General features: G+C 68.8%; 25 protein-coding genes. 12 read left to right on the top strand and 13 right to left on the bottom strand.

The genetic code is table 11. From position 1 onward, the window contains the following. Positions 1 to 39 precede the first annotated feature (39 nt). Positions 40 to 189 (bottom strand): hypothetical protein, encoded by a 150-nt coding sequence (locus tag FND50_RS36280; protein ID WP_005260252.1) that lies wholly within the window; start codon positions 187 to 189, stop codon positions 40 to 42. 109 nt (positions 190 to 298) lie between these two features. On the opposite strand from FND50_RS36280, the gene FND50_RS23280 reads away from it, so the two are divergent. After that, positions 299 to 487: a DUF1918 domain-containing protein gene (locus FND50_RS23280; RefSeq protein WP_005563004.1), complete on the top strand. Its 189-nt coding sequence runs from the start codon at positions 299 to 301 to the stop codon at positions 485 to 487. A 91-nt stretch (positions 488 to 578) separates the two neighbouring features. Continuing rightward, the gene (locus tag FND50_RS23275) at positions 579 to 1,205 is read left to right on the top strand and encodes a TetR/AcrR family transcriptional regulator (RefSeq protein ID WP_144287254.1); all 627 of its coding nucleotides are present in this window, start codon (positions 579 to 581) and stop codon (positions 1,203 to 1,205) included. Between the two features lie 10 nt (positions 1,206 to 1,215). On the opposite strand, the gene FND50_RS23270 is transcribed toward FND50_RS23275, so the two are convergent. From FND50_RS23270 to FND50_RS23255, 4 genes are read right to left on the bottom strand one after another with little or no spacing between them, the layout of a single operon-like run. Next, positions 1,216 to 2,157: an NADP-dependent oxidoreductase gene (locus FND50_RS23270; RefSeq protein ID WP_144287253.1), complete on the bottom strand. Its 942-nt coding sequence runs from the start codon at positions 2,155 to 2,157 to the stop codon at positions 1,216 to 1,218. Between the two features lie 54 nt (positions 2,158 to 2,211). Then, positions 2,212 to 4,569 carry a malto-oligosyltrehalose synthase gene (gene treY, locus FND50_RS23265; protein WP_144287252.1) on the bottom strand — a complete coding sequence of 786 codons (2,358 nt, stop codon included), beginning with the start codon at positions 4,567 to 4,569 and terminating at the stop codon, positions 2,212 to 2,214. 13 nt (positions 4,570 to 4,582) lie between these two features. Further along, on the bottom strand, positions 4,583 to 6,838 hold the full coding sequence (glgX, locus tag FND50_RS23260) for a glycogen debranching protein GlgX (protein ID WP_144287251.1): 2,256 nt from the start codon (positions 6,836 to 6,838) through the stop codon (positions 4,583 to 4,585). A 51-nt stretch (positions 6,839 to 6,889) separates the two neighbouring features. Continuing rightward, positions 6,890 to 8,185: an adenosylmethionine--8-amino-7-oxononanoate transaminase gene (locus tag FND50_RS23255; RefSeq protein ID WP_144287250.1), complete on the bottom strand. Its 1,296-nt coding sequence runs from the start codon at positions 8,183 to 8,185 to the stop codon at positions 6,890 to 6,892. Positions 8,186 to 8,262: 77 nt separating this feature from the next. On the opposite strand from FND50_RS23255, the gene FND50_RS23250 reads away from it, so the two are divergent. After that, positions 8,263 to 9,405, top strand: coding sequence for an 8-amino-7-oxononanoate synthase (locus FND50_RS23250; protein ID WP_260850652.1), 1,143 nt, complete (start codon positions 8,263 to 8,265; stop codon positions 9,403 to 9,405). Further along, a complete protein-coding gene (gene bioD, locus FND50_RS23245; protein WP_144287248.1) occupies positions 9,402 to 10,097 on the top strand; it encodes a dethiobiotin synthase in 696 nt (231 codons plus the stop codon). The genes FND50_RS23250 and bioD overlap by 4 nt, the downstream gene beginning before the upstream one ends. Positions 10,098 to 10,107: 10 nt before the next feature. On the opposite strand, the gene FND50_RS36275 is transcribed toward bioD, so the two are convergent. Then, on the bottom strand, positions 10,108 to 10,482 hold the full coding sequence (locus FND50_RS36275; RefSeq protein ID WP_005260275.1) for a VOC family protein: 375 nt from the start codon (positions 10,480 to 10,482) through the stop codon (positions 10,108 to 10,110). Between the two features lie 25 nt (positions 10,483 to 10,507). Further along, a complete protein-coding gene (locus FND50_RS36270; RefSeq protein WP_186301129.1) occupies positions 10,508 to 10,894 on the bottom strand; it encodes a VOC family protein in 387 nt (128 codons plus the stop codon). Positions 10,895 to 11,067: 173 nt separating this feature from the next. On the opposite strand from FND50_RS36270, the gene FND50_RS23235 reads away from it, so the two are divergent. The 4 genes from FND50_RS23235 to FND50_RS23220 are packed head-to-tail and all read left to right on the top strand — an operon-like array spanning position 11,068 to position 14,880. Beyond that, positions 11,068 to 11,352, top strand: a complete 285-nt coding sequence (locus tag FND50_RS23235) for a hypothetical protein (protein WP_005247567.1) — start codon at positions 11,068 to 11,070, stop codon at positions 11,350 to 11,352. After that, positions 11,349 to 12,173, top strand: coding sequence for a hypothetical protein (locus FND50_RS23230; protein ID WP_005260277.1), 825 nt, complete (start codon positions 11,349 to 11,351; stop codon positions 12,171 to 12,173). The genes FND50_RS23235 and FND50_RS23230 overlap by 4 nt, the downstream gene beginning before the upstream one ends. 21 nt (positions 12,174 to 12,194) lie before the next feature. Continuing rightward, positions 12,195 to 14,129: a fumarate reductase/succinate dehydrogenase flavoprotein subunit gene (locus FND50_RS23225; protein ID WP_007297414.1), complete on the top strand. Its 1,935-nt coding sequence runs from the start codon at positions 12,195 to 12,197 to the stop codon at positions 14,127 to 14,129. Between the two features lies 1 nt (position 14,130). Further along, on the top strand, positions 14,131 to 14,880 hold the full coding sequence (locus FND50_RS23220) for a succinate dehydrogenase/fumarate reductase iron-sulfur subunit (protein WP_005247561.1): 750 nt from the start codon (positions 14,131 to 14,133) through the stop codon (positions 14,878 to 14,880). Between the two features lie 61 nt (positions 14,881 to 14,941). Here the strand turns inward: FND50_RS23220 and FND50_RS23215 are convergent, their stop codons facing one another. The 4 genes from FND50_RS23215 to FND50_RS23200 all read right to left on the bottom strand — a co-directional run bounded on the left by FND50_RS23215 (position 14,942) and on the right by FND50_RS23200 (position 18,242). Then, complete coding sequence (locus FND50_RS23215) at positions 14,942 to 15,613, bottom strand: sterol desaturase family protein (protein WP_144287247.1); 672 nt, start codon at positions 15,611 to 15,613, stop codon at positions 14,942 to 14,944. Beyond that, on the bottom strand, positions 15,610 to 16,347 hold the full coding sequence (locus FND50_RS23210) for a FadR/GntR family transcriptional regulator (RefSeq protein ID WP_007297412.1): 738 nt from the start codon (positions 16,345 to 16,347) through the stop codon (positions 15,610 to 15,612). The genes FND50_RS23215 and FND50_RS23210 overlap by 4 nt, the downstream gene beginning before the upstream one ends. A 54-nt stretch (positions 16,348 to 16,401) precedes the next feature. Next, positions 16,402 to 17,535 (bottom strand): lipase family protein, encoded by a 1,134-nt coding sequence (locus tag FND50_RS23205; RefSeq protein WP_144287246.1) that lies wholly within the window; start codon positions 17,533 to 17,535, stop codon positions 16,402 to 16,404. A 77-nt stretch (positions 17,536 to 17,612) separates the two neighbouring features. Continuing rightward, positions 17,613 to 18,242: a TetR/AcrR family transcriptional regulator C-terminal domain-containing protein gene (locus FND50_RS23200; protein WP_144287245.1), complete on the bottom strand. Its 630-nt coding sequence runs from the start codon at positions 18,240 to 18,242 to the stop codon at positions 17,613 to 17,615. Positions 18,243 to 18,395: 153 nt separating this feature from the next. On the opposite strand from FND50_RS23200, the gene bioB reads away from it, so the two are divergent. From bioB to FND50_RS23185, 3 genes are read left to right on the top strand one after another with little or no spacing between them, the layout of a single operon-like run. Beyond that, positions 18,396 to 19,409, top strand: a complete 1,014-nt coding sequence (bioB, locus tag FND50_RS23195; RefSeq protein ID WP_005260291.1) for a biotin synthase BioB — start codon at positions 18,396 to 18,398, stop codon at positions 19,407 to 19,409. Next, positions 19,406 to 19,693 (top strand): hypothetical protein, encoded by a 288-nt coding sequence (locus FND50_RS23190; protein ID WP_144287244.1) that lies wholly within the window; start codon positions 19,406 to 19,408, stop codon positions 19,691 to 19,693. The genes bioB and FND50_RS23190 overlap by 4 nt, the downstream gene beginning before the upstream one ends. 10 nt (positions 19,694 to 19,703) lie before the next feature. After that, positions 19,704 to 20,261 carry a DUF2567 domain-containing protein gene (locus FND50_RS23185; protein ID WP_025432860.1) on the top strand — a complete coding sequence of 186 codons (558 nt, stop codon included), beginning with the start codon at positions 19,704 to 19,706 and terminating at the stop codon, positions 20,259 to 20,261. Here the strand turns inward: FND50_RS23185 and FND50_RS23180 are convergent. Beyond that, entirely contained in the window at positions 20,251 to 21,063 is an 813-nt protein-coding gene (locus FND50_RS23180; protein ID WP_144287243.1) for an SDR family oxidoreductase, read from the bottom strand. The genes FND50_RS23185 and FND50_RS23180 overlap by 11 nt on opposite strands. Positions 21,064 to 21,145: 82 nt before the next feature. Here FND50_RS23180 and FND50_RS23175 point away from each other — a divergent pair, with 82 nt between their 5' ends. Continuing rightward, complete coding sequence (locus FND50_RS23175) at positions 21,146 to 21,745, top strand: TetR/AcrR family transcriptional regulator (RefSeq protein WP_065491638.1); 600 nt, start codon at positions 21,146 to 21,148, stop codon at positions 21,743 to 21,745. Between the two features lie 41 nt (positions 21,746 to 21,786). On the opposite strand, the gene FND50_RS23170 is transcribed toward FND50_RS23175, so the two are convergent. After that, on the bottom strand, positions 21,787 to 22,521 hold the full coding sequence (locus tag FND50_RS23170; RefSeq protein ID WP_144287242.1) for an NUDIX domain-containing protein: 735 nt from the start codon (positions 22,519 to 22,521) through the stop codon (positions 21,787 to 21,789). Between the last annotated feature and the right edge of the window lie 24 nt (positions 22,522 to 22,545).

Below are 22,545 nucleotides of genomic sequence, written 5' to 3'. Positions count from 1 at the left end.
CGATCAGCATGCCTCGACGCGGCGGGCCGCGCAGGACAGTCAGCTCTCGGGCGTGCCGGAGTCCTCGACCTCCTCGATGATCTCGGCGCCGAGAACGGACAACCGGTGTTCCTCGGCGTCCTGCACGGTGCCGAAGTCCTGCTCCTCGAGCACGTTACGGTCCTTGTCGAGGTATCGATACGTAGCCATGTCCTCACGATGGCACACGCCGGCAGAGATGGCGGCGAGTCGGCCCTTTCGCCCCGCTTCCGGAAGTAGCAAGCTGGGAGTACGGACTCGAACGTCGCGAGGAGCAGTCATGCACGTAGCAGTGGGAGACCGGTTGCACGTTCAGGGCAGGGTGGTCGGAGTGCACGAGACGACCGCCGAGGTCGTGGAGGTACACGGAGAGAACGGCGCACCGCCCTATCTCGTCCGGTACGACGACGGCCACGAGGCGCTCGTGTTTCCCGGATCCGATGCCTGGGTGGAACACCCGAAGTCGTAGGTATCGGGCGTTTCGCCTGGTCGATGCGCGGCGAATCGCTGTGTCACATTGGTTGCACGATTGATGTATCGAATGCGTCTATCGTGAACCCATGCCCGAAACGGCCAAGAGGCCCTACAGTTCGCCGCTGCGAGCGGAATCGGCGCGCCGGACCCGTCTCCTCGTCCGGGACGCCGCGGCCCGGCTGTTCATCGACCGCGGATACGTCAGCACGACGGTGCGGAACGTGGCCGAGGCCGCCGGGGTGTCGACCCGCACGGTGTTCACCGCGTTCCCTGGTGGCAAGGCGGAACTGTTCCACGAGGTACTTCACGCCGCCATCGCGGGTGATACCGCCGCGGCCCACACGCCCGCGCCCCGGGACGGCGACCCGGTCGAACGGATCCTCGACCAGATGGTGGGATTCAGCACCGACGTCCTGGAGCGGGCGGGGACCCTGATGACGACGTCGATCGAATCCTCGGGAGCGGACGACGACATGCGGCGGTTCGCCGACGAGGGGGCGCGGGCCTCGGCCGAGAATGCGATGACGCTCGCCGAGGGACTCGCCGCGCACGAACTGCTGCGTCCCGAGATCTCTGTCCAGCGGGCCGCCGACGTGCTGTTCACGGTCGTGTCGCCGCAGGTGTACTCGATGCTGCGCCGGCAATGCGGGTGGGACGTCGACGAGTACCGGAACTGGGTGAAAGCGACGATCCGGGCGAGTCTGCTCCACTGATGGGGCGCGCCTACGGCAGCAGGATGAATTTGCCCGCCGCGTGCGGCTTCCGAAGATCGGCGTGCGCGCGCGCCGCCTCGGACAGCGCGTAGGTGCGCGCGACGCGCACCCGCACGTCGCCGTTGCCCGCGAGGTCGACGAGGAAGACGCGGGCCCGCTTACGCGGTTCCATCCCGTCCGGCCCCCGCGCGCCGACGATCCGGAAGCCCGCTTCGGCAGGCCGGGGCCCCGGGACGGTCGTCACCAACCGCGACCGGTCCCGCACCAGCTCCCCGGAGATGTCGATCGACTCGTCACTGCCCGCGGTGTGGATGACGGCGTCCACCCCGTCGGGCGCCAGGACGCGGACCCGATCGCCCAGACCGGCACCGTAGGACACGGGGGCGGCGCCGAGCGACCGGACGTAGTCGTGGTGCTCGGGGCGCGCCGTGCCGATGATCGTGGCGCCGCGGGCACGCGCCAACTGCACGACGAACGACCCCACGCCACCGGCCGCTCCGTGCACGAGCAGCAGGTCGCCGGCGCCGACGTGCGCCGTGTCGAGGGTGTCGACCGCGGTGGCACCCACCGCGAGAAGTCCGGCAGCCTCGTTCCACGGCAACGACGCCGGTTTCGGGATCACCGAATCACCGGACACGACAAGTCGATCCGCGTACGACTCGGACACCGGATACACGATCACCTCGTCGCCCACCGAGATCGGGCCCACCGGTCCCGCCGCGGCGTCACCCACCTCGGCGACGACGCCCGCGGCCTCGCTGCCCAGCCGCAAGGGCAGGGCGTCCGGGTCGGCGCCGAACGCGCCGCTGTAGAGCTTGTAGTCGATCGGGTTGACCCCGATGGCGCGAACCTCGATCACCACCTCGCCGGGGGCGGGATTCACTGCCTCGGCGTCGACGAGCGCGAGGACCTCCGGCCCTCCGTACGCCCGGGCAACCACACGGCGCGACATACAAGAGCCAGTACCCCTGTGAGTACTTGTTAACCGCGGGCGGTTAACAAGTACTCACAGAGCCAGAAGCGCAACGGGATAGCGGGAGAACAGTGTCGCCGTGTCGACCCGGCCGCCGGCGTACGTCGCGGACGTGAGCAGGTCGGTCCAGGTGCCGTCCGGGAGGGAAACGGTGGTGTCGCCCCAGCCACGTTGCTCCAGGCCGACGGTGTGCCGGGTGGCCAGCGCCACGACGTCCGCGGACGACCCCTGGGGGCCGCGGGCGAAGCCGATCAGATGCTCCGCCGCGGTCCCCGACGCGAAGACCGGTGCATAGGTCCCGCCGACGAAGCTGTCCGGACGTTCCCGGCGCAGGCGCAGAGCCGTGCGGACGACGTGCATCTTCGCCGCGCCCGTCGTATCGAGCGGACGAGTGCCGAGTCCCGCGAGCACGCTCCGTCGCACGTCGTAGTCGACGGGACGGCGATTGTCCGGGTCGACGAGCGAGTCCTCCCACAGCTCGGTTCCCTGGTACACGTCCGGGATCCCCGGTCCGCACAGCTGCAGGAGCTTCTGGCCGAGCGAGTCCGACCAGGCGTGCGGGGCCAGCTGGGTGCACAGTGAACCGAGCGCCTTCCCGACCGTGCCGTCGATCACCGTGTCCAGCCAGCGGTGGAGGTCGCTCTCGAAGTCCTCGTTCACGTCGTGCCACGACGTCCGGGTTCCGGCCTCACGGACCGCTTTCTCCGCGTAGGCGTGGACGCGGTCGCGGAAGTCGGGCACGTCGCCCGCAGCGCGGCCGTCGACCGGCCACACCCCGAACAGGTTCTGCCACAGGAACAGTCCGGTGACGGGATCCGGGCTGGGTGCGATGCGTTCCCACTGATCGACGCATTCGGCCCACAGGTCCGGCACCTGCGACAGTATGCCGATCCGGGCCCGGACGTCCTCCCCGCGCTTGGTGTCGTGCGTCGAGAGCGTCGTCATCGCCCGCGGCCACCGGGTGGCTCGCTCGGCTGCGGCCAGGTGGAATTCGGCGGGGGAGACGCCGACGTTCGCCGGATTGCCACCCACCTCCTGCAGTGACACCAGCCGGGCGGTGCGGTAGAACAGGCAGTCCTCCACGGACTTCGCCATCACCGCACCGCACACCTGCTGGAATCGGGTGGCCGCCTCACCGCCGGCGATCAGGGCGGCGGCGAGGGCGGACAGCGCGTCGGACCGTTGCGGTTCACGCCGCAGGACGTCACCGATCACGCGCTTCGCCAGCCCGGCCAGCGGACTGTAGTCGGACCGGTACACGGGCATGGCCGCGACGACGAACGCGACGGCGTCACGCAGGTCCGCATCGCCGCATTCGGTGCCGGTCTCCGCGCGGATCGCACCGACGAGGCGCCGGACCTCCGGGGCGAGGATGGTTCCGGCGACGTCACGTTTGATCGCGGTTTCGTGCTCGTGAATCCACGTCGCGTCACCCCGGTCACCCGTGCGGGACGCCGACAGGGCAGTGAGCGCGGGAGCTCCCGACGTGTCGACGAAGATGCCGCCGAGTTCGGCCAGTGCGTCGTAGCCGGTGGTGCCCGCGATCGGAAGGTGGTCGTCCAGTGGTTCGGTGTGGCCGAGGATCTTCTCGATCACGAGCCACCGGTCCGCGCCGATCAGCCCGCGCAGCCGGTCGAGATACTCGGCCGGATCGGACAACCCGTCGGGATGGTCGATGCGCACTCCGTCGATCAACTCGTCCGCCACCCAGCTCCGCAGTTCGCGGTGCGCGGCCTCGAACACGCGCGGGTCTTCCTGGCGGATACCGGCCAGTTCACTGACCGCGAAGAATCGGCGGTACCCGATGAGCCCGGAGTCCCACGGGACCAGGCGGTAGGACTGCGCGTCGTGCACCGACGCCGGTTCGGCGGCATCGGTGCCGGGGGCGATCGGGAACCGGTGCTCGTAGAACGCGAGCAGGGGCTCGGGTCCCGAGCGGTCGACGGTCAGCGCTTCGAGATCGGCGTCCGATCCGAGGACGGGCAGCGCGAGTCGCCCGCCCGCGCCGTTGTCGTCGCTCCAGTCGATGTCGAAGAAGTCGGCGAACTCGGAGCGGCGACCGTGCGTGAGGACGTCCCACCACCACGCGTTCTCACGCGGATTCGCGACACCCACATGGTTGGGGACGAGGTCGACGACGATGCCCATGCCGCGGCCCCGCAACTCCTGGGCCAGCGCGGCCAGCGCCTCCCGCCCGCCGAGCGCCGGGGACACGCGGGTCACGTCGGTGACGTCGTAACCGTGGGTCGATCCGGTCGTGGCCGTCAGGATCGGCGACAGATAGACGTGGGAGATCCCGAGGTCGTCCAGGTAGTCGGCGACGGCGGCGGCGTCCGCCAGGGTGAAGCAGTCCCCGCGCAGTTGCAGTCGGTAGGTGGCCGTGATCGACATCGTCGTCCCCGGCTCAGGCGGTCCGGCGCAGCACGACCAGCGACCGGGCCTCGACCTGCAGCGAATTCCCGGCCTTGATCACCGCTTCCTTCGCCCCCGTCGGGACGGCGGTGTCGAGCACGACCGCCCATTCGTCGGCGTAGTCGGAGTTCGGCGTGGAGAACTCGATCTCCTCGTCGTGCGCGTTGAAACACAGCAGGAACGAGTCGCCGACCACGCGCTCGCCGCGGTGGTTGGGTTCGGGAATGCCCTCGCCGTTGAGGAATACCGCCAGCGACTTCCCGAAACCGCTGTCCCAGTCCTCGGGGGTCATCTCCTCACCGGCTGGGGTGAGCCACGCGATGTCGCGGGTCTGGTCACCGCTGCGGATGGGTGTGCCCTCGAAGAACCGGCGACGACGGAACACCGGATTCTTCATGCGCAGTGCGATCACCCGTTTGGTGAACTCGACCAGGTCGGCGTTGGAGTCCGCCAGCGACCAGTCCATCCACGACAGTTCCGAGTCCTGGCAGTACACGTTGTTGTTGCCCCGCTGGGTGCGGCCCATCTCGTCGCCGTGCGCCAGCATCGGCGTCCCCTGGCTCAGCAGCAGGGTGGCCAGGATGTTGCGGCTCTGCCGCCCGCGCAGATCGAGGATCTCCGGATCGTCCGTCGGTCCCTCGACGCCGCAGTTCCAGGACCGGTTGTGGCTCTCGCCGTCGTTGTTGCCCTCGCCGTTGGCCTCGTTGTGCTTCTCGTTGTACGACACCAGGTCGCGCAGGGTGAACCCGTCGTGGGCGATGACGAAGTTGATGCTCGCGCCGGGGCGGCGCCCGGTCGCCTCGTAGAGGTCGGACGAGCCGGTGAGCCGGGACGCGAATTCGCCGAGCGTCGCGGGTTCGCCGCGCCAGTAGTCGCGGACCGTGTCCCGGTACTTGCCGTTCCACTCCGTCCACAGGCCTGGGAAGTTGCCCACCTGGTACCCGCCCTCGCCGATGTCCCACGGTTCGGCGATGAGCTTGACCTGGCTGACGATCGGATCCTGCTGGACGAGGTCGAAGAACGCGGAGAGCCGGTCGACGTCGTGCAGTTCACGGGCGAGCGTGGACGCGAGGTCGAACCGGAATCCGTCGACGTGCATCTCGGTGACCCAGTACCGCAGCGAGTCCATGATCAGTTGCAGCGTGTGCGGGTGCCGGGCGTTGAGACTGTTCCCGGTGCCCGTGTAGTCCATGTAGTGCTCGGCGTCGCCGTCGACGAGCCGGTAGTAGGCGGCGTTGTCGATGCCGCGGAACGAGATGGTCGGACCGAGGTGGTTGCCCTCGGCGGTGTGGTTGTAGACGACGTCGAGGATGACCTCGATGCCCGCCTCGTGGAACGAGCGGACCATCGCCTTGAACTCCGACACCGCGGCGCCCGGCTTCTCCGCCGACGAATACCCGGTGTGCGGGGCGAGGAAGCCGAAGGTGTTGTAGCCCCAGTAGTTCCGCAGCCCCTTGTCGAGCAGCGTCTGATCGTGCATGAACTGGTGCACCGGCATCAGTTCGATCGCGGTGACACCGAGGTCGACGAGGTGGTCGATGATCACCGGGTGCGCGAGGCCCGCATACGTGCCGCGAAGCTCTTCCGGCACACCGGGATGCGTCGCCGTCATGCCCTTGACGTGGGCCTCGTAGATCACGGTGTCGTGGTACGGGTGTTTCGGGGCGCGGTCGGCAGCCCAGTCGAAGAACGGGTTGATCACCACCGTCGTCATCGTGTGGCCGAGCGAGTCGTGTCCGGGCAGTCCCGGCGTCGAGATGTCCTCGGGCTCCGCTGCGAGCTCGGCGGCGTCCTCGGCCTCGATGTCGTCGTCCGAGTCGACGACCTCGACGGCATCCTCCGATTCCTCCGGGGCGGGCTCGGCGGGCGCGTCGATGTCGTAGGAGAACAGGGATCGGTCTCCGTCGAACTCGCCGTCGAATGCCTTGCCGTAGGGGTCGAGGAGGAGCTTGCTGGGGTCGCAGCGGTGCCCGGCCGCGGGATCCCAGGGGCCGTGGATCCGGTACCCGTACCGCTGACCGGGAACGACGGTCGGCAGGTACGCGTGCCACACGTAGCCGTCGACCTCGTCGAGGCGTACGCGCGTCTCCGTGCCGTCCTTCGCGATCAGGCACAGGTCGACCGCCTCGGCGACCTCGGAGAACAAGGAGAAGTTCGTCCCGGCCCCGTCGTAGGTGGCGCCCAGGGGGTAGGCGCTGCCGGGCCACACGGGAATGGGCGTGGTGCCGGTCGACTCGCTTGCTTCCATACCGAGAACAGTAGCCCGCGTTCGCGTCGCTCTCAGCTCGACGAGAGCGGGCTAGCGGCCTGGGGTGGAGCTCCGTGCGGCAGCAAGCATTCCGGTTGTGATCTTCCGCACGTCCTCGCTGGTGCACACGTACGGCGGCATCGCGTAGATCAGGTTCCGAAACGGCCGCAACCAGACCCCGGCGGCCACCGCGGCCTCGGTGGCGCCACGCATGTCGACGGATTCGGCGAGTTCGATCACGCCGATCGCGCCGAGCACCCGGACGTCCCGGACACCGGGGAGTTCCCGGGCCGGTGCGAGTCCCGATTCGAGTGCGCGGCGCACGGCCTCGACCTCGCCTCGCCAGTCGCGCGACAGCAGGAGTTCGATCGACGCCACCGCGACGGCACAGGCGAGCGGGTTGGCCATGAACGTGGGACCGTGCATCAGCCCGCCGGCGTCCCCGGCGCTGATGGTCTCGGCGACGTCGGTGGAACAGAGCGTCGCCGCGAGGGTCATGTACCCGCCGGTGAGGGCCTTGCCGACGCACATGATGTCGGGTCGGGCGCCGGCGTGGTCCGCGGCGAACAGCTCGCCGGTACGGCCGAAACCGGTCGCGATCTCGTCGAACACCAGCAGGAGCCCGTGCTCGTCGCAGATCCGCCGCAGCTCCGACAGGTACCGGGGGTCGTGGAAGCGCATACCACCGGCGCCCTGCACCACCGGTTCCACGATGACGGCCGCCAGTTCGTCGGTGTGCGAGGCCACCAGACGCTCGAACTCCGCGACGTACCGCGGGTCGAACTCGCGAGGCGGAGGTCCCGCGAAGACCTGCCGTGCCAGGACGTCCGTCCACAGGGAGTGCATGCCGCCGTCCGGGTCGCAGACACTCATCGGGGCGAACGTGTCGCCGTGATACCCGCCGCGCCAGGTCAGCAACCGGTGTCGCTCCGGCCTGCCGCGACTGCGCCAGTACTGCAGGCACATCTTGACGGCGACCTCGACGGACACCGAACCGGAATCGGCGAGGAACACCTTGTCGAGTCCGTCCGGGGTGATCTCCACGAGCAGCTGGGCGAGCCGCGCAGCCGGTTCGTGGGTGAGCCCGCCGAACATCACGTGGCTCATTCGCCCGAGCTGCGCCGTCGCCGCCGCGTCGAGGACGGGATGCCGGTACCCGTGGACCGCGGCCCACCACGAACTCATGCCGTCGACGAGTTCACGTCCGTCGGCGAGAGTGAGGCGCGTCCCGCTCGCCTCGGCCACCACGAGCGGGGTGGTCGAGGCGGGGAAGGCGCCGTACGGATGCCAGAGCAGCGAGGCATCGAGGGACGTGATGTCGTCGACGGACAGGCTCGGGGAGGTCACGGTCTCGACCCTAGCCACCCGAAGAAAACCGGGCCCACCCGGGTTGAACACCGTTCAAGTCGCGTATCGTGCCGGGGGTGAGTACCGACCGCACCTTCACCACCTGGCTCGACGACGTCGAGGACCAGCGGCGCGCCGCGGGACTGCGCCGCGAGTTGCGTCCACGCACGCCGGGCAACGCGCTCATCGATCTGGCGTCCAACGACTACCTCGGACTCGTACGGCACCCGGAGGTGCTGCACGGCGCGATGACCGCGCTGCGCCGCTGGGGTGCGGGGGCCACCGGCTCGCGGCTGGTCACGGGATCGACCACCGAACACGAACTGCTCGAGACGGAACTCGCCGAGTTCGTCGGCGCCGAGGCCGGGCTGGTGTTCTCCTCCGGTTACACCGCGAATCTCGGTGCCGTCACCGCACTGTCCGGCGCCGGATCGCTGATCGTCTCCGACGCGGGCAGCCACGCGTCGCTGGTCGACGCGTGCCGCCTGTCCCGGGCCCGCGTGGCCGTCGCACCGCACGCCGATCTCGACTTCGTCCGCAGCGCCCTGGCCGCCCGGCCGGAGGAGCGGGCGCTGGTCGTCACCGATTCGGTGTTCAGCGCGGACGGTGATCTCGCACCCCTCGTCGACCTCCATCGGGTGTGCCGCGACCACGGGGCGTTCCTCGTCGTGGACGAGGCGCACGGCGTCGGAGTCCGCGGCGCAGGGGGCCGCGGACTCGTGCACGAGTCGGGGCTCGCCGGCGAACCCGACATCGTCGTCACTGCCACGCTGTCGAAGTCGCTGGCCAGTCAGGGCGGTGCGGTGCTGGCGTCGGAGAAGGTGCGTGCGCATCTCGTCGACGCCGCGCGCACGTTCATCTTCGACACCGGACTGGCCCCCGCGGCCGTCGGCTCGGCGCGGGCGGCACTCGCCGTTATGCGGCGGGAACCGCACCGTGCCGAGTCCGTCCTGGACCGTGCGCGGGATCTCGCGCGGTTCACCGGCGCAGGGGCACCCGAGTCCGCCGTCGTCTCCGTGATCCTCGGCGACCCGCAACGCGCCGTCGACGCCGCAGCCGCCTGCCGCGAACAGGGACTGCACGTCGGCTGCTTCCGGCCCCCGTCGGTGCCGGAGGGCACGTCGCGTCTGCGGCTCACCGCGCGCGCGACGCTCGACGCGGACGAACTGGCGCGGATCGAAGCCGTGCTGACCGACGTCCTGGCGGGAGCGTCGGCGTGAGCATCCTGGTGGTCACCGGCACGTCCACGGACGTCGGCAAGACGGTGGTCACGGCGGCGCTCGCGGCGGCTGCACGCGAGGCCGGCCTGTCCGTGGCGGTGTGCAAGCCCGCGCAGACCGGCGTCGCCCCGGGAGAACCGGGCGATCTGGCCGAGGTGACCAGACTGTCCGGTGTCACGGCGGTGGTGGAACTCGCTCGCTACCCCGAACCACTCGCTCCCGACACCGCGGCCCGGCGCAGCGGGCGGCCGATGCTGCGGTGCGCCGACGTCGTCGAGACGGTCCGCGCACTCGACGACCGGCACGATCTGGTGCTCGTCGAGGGTGCCGGCGGCCTGCTGGTGCGATTGGGCGCCGAGGGCTTCACGCTCGTCGATCTCGCGCGCGCCCTCGACGCACCGGCTGTCGTGGTCGCCGCGGCCGCGCTCGGCACGCTCAATCACACCGAGCTCACGATCCGGGCACTGTCGTCGGCCGGTCTCGCCTGCGCCGGAACGGTGATCGGGTCGTGGCCGGACGAGCCCGGGCTCGCCGAGCGGTGCAATCTCGACGACCTGCCCGCCGTGACCGGGGTCGACGTAATCGGCTCGGTGCCCGCGGGCAGCGGACGCCTCGGCTCCGCGTCGTTCGGCGCGGCCGCCTCCGCGTGGTTCGACGGCACCTGGCTGAAGGCGACGCTCGCGGGCCTCTGAGCTGGGGCGGTCAGGATTCGGCGAGCACCGACAGCACGTTGCCGGCGGGGTCGGTGAACCAGGCGATGTCGGGACCGTTGCCGCGCATGATTCCCTTGTCGTCCTGATCGAAACCGTCGTACCGCAGGAACCGGATCCCGCGCTCGGTGAGCGCGTCGACGGCCTTCTCGACGTCGTCGACGGCGAAGTTCAGGATGGTGAACGTCGCCGGCGTGTGGTCGGGTTTGGGATAGATCAGCACCACGGGCCCCTGGGGGAGGTGCAGGCCCAGCAGGCCCATCTCCTCTTCGGTGACCTCGAGGCCCAGGGCGTCGGTGTAGAAGGACTTGGCCGCGGCGATGTCGTCGACGGCGAATCCGCTGAATGCTCTCGCATTGCTCAACATGGCTGTTCTCTTTCCGTGGTGTCGGTCAGGACATCTCGGCCCGCGCCTGCGCGCTGAGCTGGATCATCTGGACGTAGTTGCCGTCGGGGTCCACGGCGGTGCCGAACCAGCTGCCGTCACGATCCTCGAGCGGGGACAGCCACGTCGCGCCGAGTTCGTCGATCCGGTCTGCTGCGGCGCGGGCGTCGGTGACCTCGACGTTGAGGAGTACGCGTCCGGGTTCGGGATTCGTGTCGCCGACGTCGTCACGCCGGTCGAGCATGATGTAGAAGCCGTCGAAGTCGAGGACGTCGTAGCCCGGCGCGCCGGGGGTGTGTTCGACCTTCGGCGAGAACGCGGCGGTGTACCAGTCCCGTAGTCGGTCGGGCTGAGTGCTGGCGAGCAGGATGCTTCCGATCGTGGCGTCGGCCATGATGTCCTCCGGGTGGGTGTGCGTTGTCGGTGGTCCTGCAGATATGGACTCGGCCGCCCCGCGAAATTCATCGCCACGGAGTTTCCGAGGTTCCGAAAGCTGCACCGTCCCCTCCGAATGTCGGTAGTGTGATTCGTGTCACGGCTACATCCGGCTGGGTTGGGAGGGGTCACATGTCGACCTCCGAAATGCTCGAATTGAATCGCACCATCGACCGCCTTCGGCGCGCTGTCGGTTCGTTGCGATCGATGTACGGCGACGCCGCATCCGTGCGGCGACTGAGCAACGATCTGGAGCGGCTCGAGATCGACGCGCGGGACCTCGACTCCTCGCCACCGAACGTCGTCCACCGGGAACCGGTGGAGCGAATCAAGGTGTCGGACACCCCGTACGACGCGTCGATGTGGCTCGGTGTCGACGACGAGGGGCTGGGCGGGCTCCACTACGAGCGCGGATGAGCGCGCCGCCGAAAAATCCCGAAAGTGCCGGTGTGGGGGCGCCGACGCGTGCCCGGATCGCGGAACGCACGCTCCGCACCGACCGGTGGTGGCTGGCGCCGCTGCTGACGGTGCTCGGCCTGTCCGTCTTCGTGGTGTACGCATCGGTCCGGTCGTGGGTCCGCACCGCGTACTTCGTCGAGGACTATCACTACCTGACGCCGTTCTACTCGCCGTGCCTGAGCGATTCGTGTGTGCCCGGTTCGAGCGACTTCGGGACACCCATCGGCGAGTTGCCGATGATCATCCCGCTCGGGTTCCTGGTGCTGCCGTTCCTGCTCGGCTTCCGGCTCACCTGCTACTACTACCGCAAGGCCTACTACCGGTCGGTGTGGTTCTCGCCGCCCGCGTGCGCGGTCGCGGAGCCCCATCGAACCTACACGGGTGAGACGCGCCTGCCGCTGATCGTCCAGAACGCACACCGCTACTTCTTCTACGTCGCACTCGTCGTCTCGCTGATCAACACGTACGACGCGATCCGCGCGTTCCACGGCGCCGACGGCGGATTCGGAATCGGGCTCGGCACACTCATCATGGTCTGCAACGTGATCCTGCTCTGGGCGTACACCGTCTCGTGCCATTCCTGTAGGCATGTCACCGGCGGCAGGCTCACCCACTTCTCCAAGCACCCGATCCGATACCGGCTCTGGACCTGGGTCAGCACACTGAACACCCGGCACATGCAGCTCGCCTGGACCACACTCGCCACATTGATCGTCACCGACTTCTACGTGATGCTCGTGGCGAGCGGGACCATCTCCGACCTGCGCCTGATCAACTGACTTCACCGAAGAGGGAGTGGAATGACGGAAGTCGAACGGCACCAGTACGACGTCGTGGTCATCGGTGCCGGCGGCGCCGGACTGCGAGCGGTCATCGAGGCCCGGGAACAGGGCCTGTCCGTCGCCGTCGTCTGCAAGTCGCTGTTCGGCAAGGCGCACACGGTCATGGCGGAGGGTGGCTGCGCCGCCGCGATGGGAAACGCCAACGAGAAGGACACGTGGCAGACCCATTTCCAGGACACGATGCGGGGCGGCAAGTTCCTCAACAACTGGCGAATGGCCGAACTGCACGCCCGCGAGGCTCCCGACCGGGTATGGGAACTCGAAACGTACGGCGCCCTGTTCGACCGGACCCCCGACGGCCGGATCAGCCAGCGCAACTTCGGCGGTCACACGTATCCGCGGCTCGCCCACGTCGGTGACCGCACCGGACTCGAACTGATCCGCACCATGCAGCAGAAGATCGTGTCGCTGCAGCAGGAAGATTTCGCCGCCACCGGCGACTACGAGGCCCGGATCAAGATCTTCGCCGAGTGCACCATCTCCGAGTTGACCAAGGACGGCGACCGGATCTCGGGTGCGTTCGGATACTGGCGCGAGAGTGGACGGTTCGTTTTGTTCGAGGCACCGGCCGTCGTGATGGCCACCGGCGGGATCGGCAAGTCGTTCAAGGTGACGTCGAACTCGTGGGAGTACACCGGCGACGGTCACGCCCTCGCCCTGCGCGCAGGCGCCAACCTCATCAACATGGAGTTCGTGCAGTTCCACCCCACCGGCATGGTGTGGCCGCCCAGCGTCAAGGGCATCCTCGTGACGGAAGGCGTCCGCGGCGACGGCGGCGTACTGAAGAACTCCGAGGGTGAGCGGTTCATGTTCTCGTACATTCCGCCGGTCTTCAAAGGGCAGTACGCGGAGACCGAGGAAGAGGCCGACGGCTGGTACAAGGATTCCGACAACAACCGCCGCACACCGGATCTGCTGCCCCGCGACGAGGTGGCCCGCGCCATCAATTCCGAGGTCAAGGCCGGGCGGCAGACCCCGCACGGCGGCGTGTACCTCGACATCGCCTCGCGCATGCCCGCCGACGAGATCGTCCGGCGGCTGCCCTCGATGTACCACCAGTTCAAGGAACTCGCGGACGTCGACATCACCAAGGAGCAGATGGAGGTCGGGCCCACCTGCCATTACGTGATGGGGGGCATCGAGGTCGACCCCGACAGCGGGTCCTCCAGCGTCGCGGGTCTGTTCGCCGCGGGGGAGTGCTCGGGCGGGATGCACGGCTCCAACCGGCTCGGCGGCAACTCGCTGTCCGACCTCCTCGTGTTCGGGCGTCGCGCCGGACTGGGGGCGGCGGAGTACGTGAAGTCGCTGCAGGAACGGCCGGTCGTCTCCGCGGACGCCGTCGATGCGGCGGCGCGGATGTTGTTGTCGCCGTTCGATCCCGCGGTCGGGGAGGGCGGCACCACCGAGAACCCGTATACGCTCCACACCGAACTGCAGCAGACCATGAACGACCTCGTCGGCATCATCCGGAAGGAAGACGAGATCGTCCGCGCCCTGGAGAAACTCACGGAGATCAAGGGCCGCATCGGGGGCGTGGAGGTCGAGGGGCACCGCCAGTTCAACCCAGGATGGCACCTCGCCGTCGACCTGCGGAACATGGTGCTGGTCAGCGAATGCGTCGCGCAGGCGGCTCTGCTGCGCACGGAAAGTCGCGGTGGGCACACCCGCGACGACCACCCGAGCATGGAGGCCGAGTGGCGCAACACTCTGCTGGTGTGCAGCGTGGTCGGCGACATGTCCGCTCATCCCGATTCGGTGGTGCCGGACGTCACCGTCACCCGCGAGCCGCAGCTCCCGATGCGCGCAGAGCTGTTGGAGCTCTTCGACATCGACGAACTGGCGAAGTACTACACCGACGCCGAACTCGCGGAACACCCGGGAAGGAAGGCCTGAGATGGGTTACGACGCGCAGTTCCGGGTCTGGCGCGGCGACGCCGACGGCGGCGCCCTCCAGGACTACTCCATTCCCGTCAACGAAGGTGAGGTGGTGCTCGACATCATCCACCGGTTGCAGGCGACGCAGACCCCGGACCTGGCGGTGCGATGGAACTGCAAGGCGGGCAAGTGCGGCTCGTGTTCCGCGGAGATCAACGGCCAGCCACGGCTGTTGTGCATGACGCGGATGTCGACGTTCACGGAAGACGAGGTGGTGACGGTCACACCGCTGCGGGCGTTCCCGGTCATCCGGGATCTCGTCACCGACGTGTCGTTCAACTACGCGAAGGCGCGGGAGATCCCGTCGTTCACCCCGCCGCCGGGGCTCGGGCCGGGCGAGTACCGGATGCAGCAGATCGATGTCGAACGGTCGCAGGAATTCCGCAAGTGCATCGAGTGCTTCCTCTGCCAGAACACCTGTCACGTCATCCGTGATCACGACGACAACAAGCCGGCGTTCTCCGGGCCCCGCTTCTTCATCCGCGTCGCCGAACTGGAGATGCATCCACTCGACACGGCCGACCGTCGTGAGGCGGCGCAGGAAGAGTTCGGCCTCGGGCTCTGCAACATCACCAAGTGCTGCACCGAGGTGTGCCCCGAAGGGATAAAGATCACCGACAACGCCATCATTCCGATGAAGGAGCGGGTGGTCGACCGACGGTACGACCCCATCGTCTGGTTGGGCAACAAGCTCTTTCGCCGCGGTTAGCGCCTCCGGCACCCGTGAGTACTTGTTAACCGCGGGCGGTTAACAAGTACTCACGGGTGCGTCAGCGCACGGCGTGGAGGTTGCGGGCGGTGGGCGACTTCTCGACCGATTCGGGGTCCGGGTCGGTGCCCAGGATCCGGTCGGCGGTTCCCGAGGTGGTAACGGTGAACCAGTAGTGCTCGTTCTTGTAGTGGTGATGGCGGTGGTTGCGCCAGATCGCACGGTACAGGCGGGAGTTCGGCTTGTAGTCGCTGTGGATGAGGTAGTGCGTCCATTCGTAGAGGACACCCAGGACGCTCAGCACCACCAGGAACGTCAGTCCGAGTCCGGTGCGCGGGAACGCGAGCAGTGAGACGGCTACGACAACCGGGATCAGCCACATCAGTGTCTGCCATGGGATGAAGACGAGCGGTACGTCCCGGGGGTCGACGTGGTGCTCGCGGTGCTTCCGGGCGAGCAGTGAATCGACGGTCAGGCCCAGGACCTTTCGGGGCTTCCAGTGCAGGATGCAGACGTGGATGACCCATTCGGCGAACGGGAACACGGCCAACATCACCAGCGGAAGCGCGGCATCGGTCAGCTGCCAGTCGCCGACGATCAGGCGGGCGGCCACCGCGGCGACCAGCATGCCGCCGATCATCCACGGGGAGGGGTGTCGGCGGAACTGGTCTGCGGCGTCGCGGAGGGAAATCGACCTGCGCTGGCGGCGATCTGCGGGAGGTTTCGTGGTCATGTGTCCTTCTCCGAATCGTGTTGGTGCAGTGCGTCGATCACGGCGGTTACGGCCGCCGTGCCGAGGTCGAGGAGGGTGGTGGCGGTCTGGGCCGCGGCGACTTCGTCGTGGGCGGAGATCGCCTCGGCCAGCTGGGAGTACAGGTCGGTGCGGCCGACTTCCGCGACCATGACGGCGGCCATCGCCGTCATGGTCGGTTCGTACGCGTTGCGGAGGCTGTTGAAGATGAGCCGGAATGCGATGGAATCGGCCGTGTCGACCACGCGCTCCCAGAAGGCCAGGGCGCCGACCTGCTGCGCGACCGGGTCGCTGTCGGAGGCGAGACGATCCACGGCGACGCGGAGAGCGGCACCCGACTCGTCGGTCGCCCGGCCGGCGGCGAGCCGCGCGACCTGCACGCCGATCATCCGCCGGGCCTCGAGGACGCTGCGGACCACGGCCCAATCGGGTACGCCGTCGCGGACCAGCAGCTGGGACAGCAGTTCGGGCCCGCCGTGCTGCCGGAAGTCGCGCACCGAGGTGGCGTCGCCCTGCCGGACCTCGACGAGTCCGGCCTGGGCCAGCTTTTGAATCGCCTCCCGGACCGCGGGCCGGGACACCCCGAAGGCTTCGGCCAGGCGTCGTTCGCTCGGCAGGGCGTCGCCGGCGGCGAGGTCGCCGCCCAGCACGCGCGCGGTGATCTGGTCGAAGACTTCGGTGGAGGCGGATTTCCGCGCGATCGGCTCGAACATCATGACCACGACACTAAGGCGGCGATAGGTAAGAGGTCAAGTGGTCTTACCAGTGGCTCACGTGCCGAAAAGGCTCCGGACGAACGCACTGGTGTCGGGCAGGGACGCGGGCATGGTGTACAGATGGCCGGTCGGATACGTCCGGAACACGAACTGCTGCCCGTTCGCGGTGAGGTCGGCCGTGAGTTTCCAGGTGAGGGGGATGGGGACGACGTCGTCGAACAGTCCCTGTCCGATGAACAGCGGCCGGTCGTAGCCCCGCACGGGAACTCCCAGCGTGATGCGCAGCGCCGCCAGGACCGCCGGGTCGTCGAGGGGGCGGGCCATCAACTGGCCGATCGAGATCCCGTCGAGTTGCGGGGCCGCCTCCTCGTAGCAGAGCGATTCGACGCGATTCAAGACGTCGACGCCGAGCGGTGTGAGGTAGCTGTCGATCTCGAGGTCGGGCCGCGACGCACGCAAACCGGCGAGCGCGTACGCCACGAACACCGTGCTCCCGGTGAGGGGGAGCTGCGGGAATCCGGGGCCGACGAGCGGTGCGAGGTTCTCCAGATTGGACGGGGCGCCGGTGGCGACGGTGCCGCGGAAGTCGAGGTCGGATGCATACGTGGTGGCCATCGAGGCGGCGACGAGAGCGGCGTGACCGCCCTGCGATTGGCCGATCGCGACCCACCGGTTCGACAGGGACGGCGTGACGGTCCGCGCCGCGCGCACCATGTCGATCACGCTGTGCGCCTCCGTCGGGCCGTCCAGGTACGGGTGCACACCGGGTGTGCCGAGGCCGACGTAATCCGTTGCGACGACGGCGTAGCCCTGATCGAGCCAGTGCTGGACGTACGGTCCGACGAGTTTTCCCGTCACCGTCGGCGCGCACTTGTCGGCGATGCCGACCGTTCCGTGGGCCCAGGACACGACGGGCCACCCGCCGGGCGGCGCCTCACCAGGGGGCAGCAGGACCGCGCCGGTGCTCAGCGCGGGTTCGTTCAACGGCCCCGTCGTCCAGTAGGTGACGTACGCGGCGTCGGCGACGCCCGGCGGCCGCGCGTCCGGCGCCACCGGCGTCGCCACGACGACGGCACCCGGATCGCCGCCCGCAGTCTGTGCTGCCGCCGGGGTGGGCGCGCCGAGGAGCGACAGTGCGAGTGCCGCCGCGAGAACCGTTCCGGTGCGGCGGCCGAGCGAAGACGTCATCGCATCCGTCCCTGGGCCGTCGGAGGCGCCGCGCGGTCCTCGAGTGGCCGACGCGGCGTCGACTCAATTGTGCGCGCTCAGGGGCGGTGGGCGGAGTCTTTCAGTCGTGCGCGAATTCCGTCGACGAACAGCGACAGGCCGAAGTCGAACCGGACCGCCGGATCGCCGTCGAGGAGATCCTCGTCGTACGCCGCGATCGGAGACTGCGGGGCGTCGGGGGAGAGGGCCGCCCGGGTGAGGGCCCCGGCCGACTCCATCTGCGCCCGCGACTGCTCGTCGACCGTGTGGCCGAGGACGTAGTACAGCAGCGAGTAGGACGACAGTTCCGCGTGTTCGCGGGACAGTCCGGATCGCAGACCGGCTGCGGCGAAGCTTTCCCGGACCCGGGAGTTGGTCATGCGGGACGCATACGTGGCGGAGACCAGTTCGGCGCCGTCGCGGTGGGCGAGCAGCGCGGTGCGGAGCCGGTGGGCCAGTTCGGTGAACTCCGCGTCCCAGCCGGGGGCCGTGACCGGTGCGTCGACGTCTTCGAGGATCTTGTCGGCGAGGGCCCCGAGCAGGGTCTGCTTGTTGGGGAAATGCCAGTACAGCGCACCCGGCTGCACGCCGAGGGCCGTCGCGAGTCTGCGCATCGTGAGGTCGGCGAGGCCGAACTCGTCGAGGATGGCCATTGCGCCGTCGAGTACGTCGCCGCGTCGCAACTGCACTGTGTGATCTCCCAATCTCGTCGAAAGCCCGCTTCGGCTTTGACAGTATTCCACCACGGATCTAACGTGAACACCGTTCAACTTGTACGGTGTTCAATTTTTCGGTCCAGTCGATTCACGGCACGTGATCGGCCCGTTTTTCAGGAGATACGTGTGACATCGGCCCCGGTACAGACAGATATCCTCGCCCTCGCGCGTGAGCAGGTTCTCGAGCGCGGTGACGCGCTGAACGAGAGTCAGGTGCTCGAGGTTCTGCAACTTCCCGACGACCGGCTCGAGGAACTGCTCGCCCTCGCGCACGACGTGCGCATGAAGTGGTGCGGTCCCGAGGTCGAGGTCGAGGGCATCATCAGCCTCAAGACCGGCGGCTGCCCCGAGGACTGCCACTTCTGCTCGCAGTCCGGCCTGTTCCAGTCGCCGGTCCGCGCGGCGTGGCTCGACATCCCGTCGCTCGTGGAGGCCGCCAAGCAGACCGCCAAGTCCGGCGCCAGCGAATTCTGCATCGTCGCCGCCGTCCGCGGCCCCGACGAGCGGCTGCTCGCCCAGGTCGCTGCCGGCATCGAGGCGATCCGCAACGAGGTCGACATCCAGATCGCCTGCTCGCTGGGCATGCTCACCCAGGAGCAGGTCGACCAGCTCGCCGCGATGGGTGTGCACCGCTACAACCACAACCTGGAGACGTCGAAGTCCCACTTCCCGAACGTCGTCACCACCCACACGTGGGACGAGCGCTGGAACACCCTCCGCATGGTGCGCGAAGCGGGCATGGAGGTGTGCTGCGGCGGCATCCTCGGCATGGGCGAGAGCCTCGAGCAGCGCGCCGAGTTCGCGGCCAATCTGGCCGAACTCGAACCCGACGAGGTGCCGCTGAACTTCCTCAACCCGCGTCCCGGAACCCCGTTCGGCGACCTCGAGGTCCTGCCCGCGAGCGAGGCCCTCAAGTCGGTCGCCGCGTTCCGCCTCGCGCTGCCCCGCACCATCCTCCGATTCGCAGGCGGTCGCGAGATCACGCTCGGGGACCTCGGAGCCAAGCAGGGCATCCTCGGCGGCATCAACGCCGTCATCGTCGGCAACTACCTCACGACCCTCGGCCGCCCGGCCGAACAGGACCTCGACCTGCTCGTCGATCTGCAGATGCCGATCAAGGCACTGAACGACACCCTGTGACGATCCGGGCCGAGGCGACCATGGGCGAGCGCCCCGAGGATCGGGTCGACGGCACCGAGGAGCGGGTCCACTGCACCGAGGAGCGCTACAACCCGTACACCGGCCGGCGCGTGGTGGCCGGTGTGGACGACGCGGTCCCCACCGCCGCGCAGCTGGGGCTGGAGCCGCCCCGCTTCTGCGAGGCGTGCGGCCGCCGGATGGTGGTGCAGATCAGCCCGGACGGCTGGTGGGCGAAATGTTCCCGCCACGGTGTGTTCGACTCGATCTACGTCGGACGGCGGTAGCGTCGGACGGGTGACCACGCTCCCGCGCTTCAGGCTTCGATCTGCCGCCGGAATCTTCTGCGGGACGGTGGTGGCGAGCGCGCTCGCCGGGGTGTTGTGGGGAGTCCTCGCACCGCCCGAGCACCTGCTGGTGGTCGCCCCCGACCGTGGGGTGTCGCTGACAGGGGAGAGCGTGCACCGGTTCGACGCGATCGGGATGTTCGCCTGCGCGGGCCTGGTGGTCGGCATCCTCACCGCGGTCGCGGCGTGGACGGCGCGGACGAGTCGCGGCCCGGTGGCGCTGGGCGCGGTCCTGGCAGGCAGTGTTGTCGGGGCCGGGGTGATGGCGCTCGGTGGAATCGGCGTGGCTGCGCTGCGGTTCCCCGACCCCGACACCTCGACCGCAGGCACCGTCGTGGCGGTCGCGCCGGGAATCGGGACCCTGCTGGTGCTGATCTTCCAGCCCCTCGTCGCCTGCGCGGTGACGTTGGTGCTCGCCGCGCTCAACCCGTACGACGATCTCGGTGTCAGCGATCCCCCGGTCGAACTCGACGAGCCGGAAGAGCGCGACGCGACCCTTACCTCGTGATCGAGGTCCGCATCCGTACGTCTCCGAGGAGGCGCCCGCTGGCGAGAGCGCCGATGCGGCGGGTCGCGAACCGGGTGCTGACCGACGACACCCAGTTCATCAGCCCGGAGACGACGCTCGGCGGGGTGCTGCGCCGGTCCAGGGCACGCAGCGCTGTCGTGACGACCTGATCCGCGGTCTGCATGCGGCCGACGGCGGCGTCCTCGGAGCCGACGACGTCGAAGAACTCGGTGCGGGTGGGGCCCGGGCAGACGGCGAGCACGGTGAGGCCCGTGCCTCGCGCCTCGGCCCACAACGCCTCCGTGAAATTGAGGACGAACGCCTTCGTCGCCCCGTAGACGGCCATGCCGGGAGTCGGCTGGAACGCTGCGGTGCTCGCGACGTTCACGAGTGCGCCGCGTCCCCGGAGCAGGTCGGGCAGGAACGTGTGCGACAGCTCGACGAGGGTGGTGACGTTGAGCTGGATCTCGGAGGTGAGGCGCTCCAGGTCGGCGGAAGCGAAATCTCCGTGCGTCCCGAATCCCGCGTTGTTGATCAGTGAGTCGACGCGGATGTCGCGGGCGGTGAGTTCGCTGCGCAACCGCTCGCCGGCGCCTTGTGTCGCAAGGTCGAACGGGAGCACGGTGACCGACACGTGGTGCGCGGCGCGGAGTTCGGTGGCGAGTTGTTCGAGGCGGTCGGCGCGGCGGGCGACGAGAACGAGATCTGCTCCCCGCTCGGCGAACCGGCGGGCGAATTCGACACCGAGGCCCGCGCTCGCGCCGGTGATGAGGACGGTGGTTCCGGATACGTCGAAGGACATGTCTGCTCCTAGCGGTGGGGTGCCTCGAATGTAGTCAGTGTCATCTATGTAGTCAATGACAACATTTTGCTAGGCTGGCGGCATGTCCGTCGCCGAACAGCCCTACCACCACGGGAGTCTTCGCCGGGTGCTGCTCGCGCGCGCCGAGAGCACGCTCGAGAAGGACGGTGTCGACGGACTCTCCCTCCGGCAGCTCGCTCGTGAGGCCGGGGTCAGTCACGCCGCACCCAGCAAGCACTTCCGGGACCGTCAGGCGCTGCTCGACGCACTCGCGGAGTCCGGTTTCCTGCGCCTCACCGCCGCTCTCGAACGCGCGGTCGAGGAGGCGGAACCCCACGCCCGGGCCCGCTTCGCCGCGCTCGCCGGCGCCTACGTGAGCTTCGCGCTCGAGCATCGCGAGTTGCTGGCCCTGATGTACGGCAACAAGCACGCGCCCGGAGCCGCCTCCCAAGTCGTGGAGGCCGGCCACGCCTCGATGGACCTGACGGTCCGTATCGTCACCGAGGCCCAGGCCGCGGGCGACATCGGACCCGGGGACGCGTCGCGCATCGCCCTCGTCGCGTTCGCGACGTTCCACGGGATCGCGACCCTGGCCGCCGGCGGAATGCTCGACGGCGCGCCGGTGGACGAAGTCGTCACCGCCGCATCGGACACGTTCTGGCGGGGTCTCGCCCAGGCGTGAGTCCGACGCCCTGACGTGTGGAGGCGGCCTGACGCGCGGGGTCAGCTCGGCGGTCGAAGCGCTGCGAACTCGTCCGTCACCCGCAGCGTGGAGTCGGTGAACCGGTAGAGCGTGGCCGGGCGCCCACCGGTGCGGCCCGACGGTGCCGTGTTCCCGGTAGGAGTCAGCACCCCACGTCGTCCGAGGACGCGCTGGAGATTGGTCGCATCCACCTGGTACCCGAGTGCGGCGCAGTAGATCTCACGCAGCGTCGACATGGAGAACTCGTCGGGGGCCAAACCGAACGCGATGTTGGTGTAGGAGAGCTTGGCCGCGAGGCGGGTCCGGGCGTGCCGGACGACGGTGCCGTGGTCGAACGCCATCTCGGGGAGCGCGGACACCGGGTGCCACGCGGTGTCCGGCGGCAGCTGCGGGTCGGCGGGGAGGGGCACGAGCCCGAGGAAGGTCGACGCGATGGTGCGCGGGCCCGGCACTCGATGCGGATCGCTGAACACCGACAGCTGCTCGAGGTGGGAGACCTCCTGCACGTCCACCTTCTCGGCCAGCTGGCGTCGCGCGGACGTGGTGAGGTCCTCGTTCTCGTGGAGCAGTCCGCCGGGTAGGGACCAGGCGCCCGCCTGGGGATCGAGGGCCCGTTGCCACAGCAGCACGGCGAGCTCACCGGTGCCCGCCGCGTGACGCACATCACCGCCTTGACCTGCGGTGATGTGGTCGGGGAAGTGGCGAACCTGGAACACCGCGGTAAGCACTTCATGCGTGGTGTTACTATTGGGCATGTTTTCGATCCTAAGTCGAAAACC

This window comes from Rhodococcus sp. WB9, assembly GCF_007558985.1.
Lineage (GTDB): Bacteria > Actinomycetota > Actinomycetes > Mycobacteriales > Mycobacteriaceae > Rhodococcus_F > Rhodococcus_F opacus.
This window is presented reverse-complemented; position numbering and strand designations above follow the sequence as displayed.

What these genes read in the sequence shown, in the direction of transcription:
- FND50_RS23270 (WP_144287253.1), bottom strand. Translation starts at nt 2,157, where the DNA reads ATGTCGCGCCGTGTGGTTGCCCGGGCGTACGGAGGGCCGGAGGTCCTC.
- FND50_RS23220 (WP_005247561.1), top strand. Translation starts at nt 14,131, where the DNA reads ATGGGTTACGACGCGCAGTTCCGGGTCTGGCGCGGCGACGCCGACGGC.
- FND50_RS36280 (WP_005260252.1), bottom strand. Translation starts at nt 189, where the DNA reads ATGGCTACGTATCGATACCTCGACAAGGACCGTAACGTGCTCGAGGAG.
- FND50_RS36275 (WP_005260275.1), bottom strand. Translation starts at nt 10,482, where the DNA reads ATGTTGAGCAATGCGAGAGCATTCAGCGGATTCGCCGTCGACGACATC.
- glgX (WP_144287251.1), bottom strand. Translation starts at nt 6,838, where the DNA reads ATGGAAGCAAGCGAGTCGACCGGCACCACGCCCATTCCCGTGTGGCCC.
- FND50_RS23210 (WP_007297412.1), bottom strand. Translation starts at nt 16,347, where the DNA reads ATGATGTTCGAGCCGATCGCGCGGAAATCCGCCTCCACCGAAGTCTTC.
- treY (WP_144287252.1), bottom strand. Translation starts at nt 4,569, where the DNA reads ATGTCGATCACGGCCACCTACCGACTGCAACTGCGCGGGGACTGCTTC.
- FND50_RS23235 (WP_005247567.1), top strand. Translation starts at nt 11,068, where the DNA reads ATGTCGACCTCCGAAATGCTCGAATTGAATCGCACCATCGACCGCCTT.
- FND50_RS23275 (WP_144287254.1), top strand. Translation starts at nt 579, where the DNA reads ATGCCCGAAACGGCCAAGAGGCCCTACAGTTCGCCGCTGCGAGCGGAA.
- FND50_RS23175 (WP_065491638.1), top strand. Translation starts at nt 21,146, where the DNA reads ATGTCCGTCGCCGAACAGCCCTACCACCACGGGAGTCTTCGCCGGGTG.
- FND50_RS36270 (WP_186301129.1), bottom strand. Translation starts at nt 10,894, where the DNA reads ATGGCCGACGCCACGATCGGAAGCATCCTGCTCGCCAGCACTCAGCCC.
- FND50_RS23170 (WP_144287242.1), bottom strand. Translation starts at nt 22,521, where the DNA reads ATGCCCAATAGTAACACCACGCATGAAGTGCTTACCGCGGTGTTCCAG.
- FND50_RS23215 (WP_144287247.1), bottom strand. Translation starts at nt 15,613, where the DNA reads ATGACCACGAAACCTCCCGCAGATCGCCGCCAGCGCAGGTCGATTTCC.
- FND50_RS23225 (WP_007297414.1), top strand. Translation starts at nt 12,195, where the DNA reads ATGACGGAAGTCGAACGGCACCAGTACGACGTCGTGGTCATCGGTGCC.
- FND50_RS23180 (WP_144287243.1), bottom strand. Translation starts at nt 21,063, where the DNA reads ATGTCCTTCGACGTATCCGGAACCACCGTCCTCATCACCGGCGCGAGC.
- FND50_RS23280 (WP_005563004.1), top strand. Translation starts at nt 299, where the DNA reads ATGCACGTAGCAGTGGGAGACCGGTTGCACGTTCAGGGCAGGGTGGTC.
- FND50_RS23230 (WP_005260277.1), top strand. Translation starts at nt 11,349, where the DNA reads ATGAGCGCGCCGCCGAAAAATCCCGAAAGTGCCGGTGTGGGGGCGCCG.
- FND50_RS23205 (WP_144287246.1), bottom strand. Translation starts at nt 17,535, where the DNA reads ATGACGTCTTCGCTCGGCCGCCGCACCGGAACGGTTCTCGCGGCGGCA.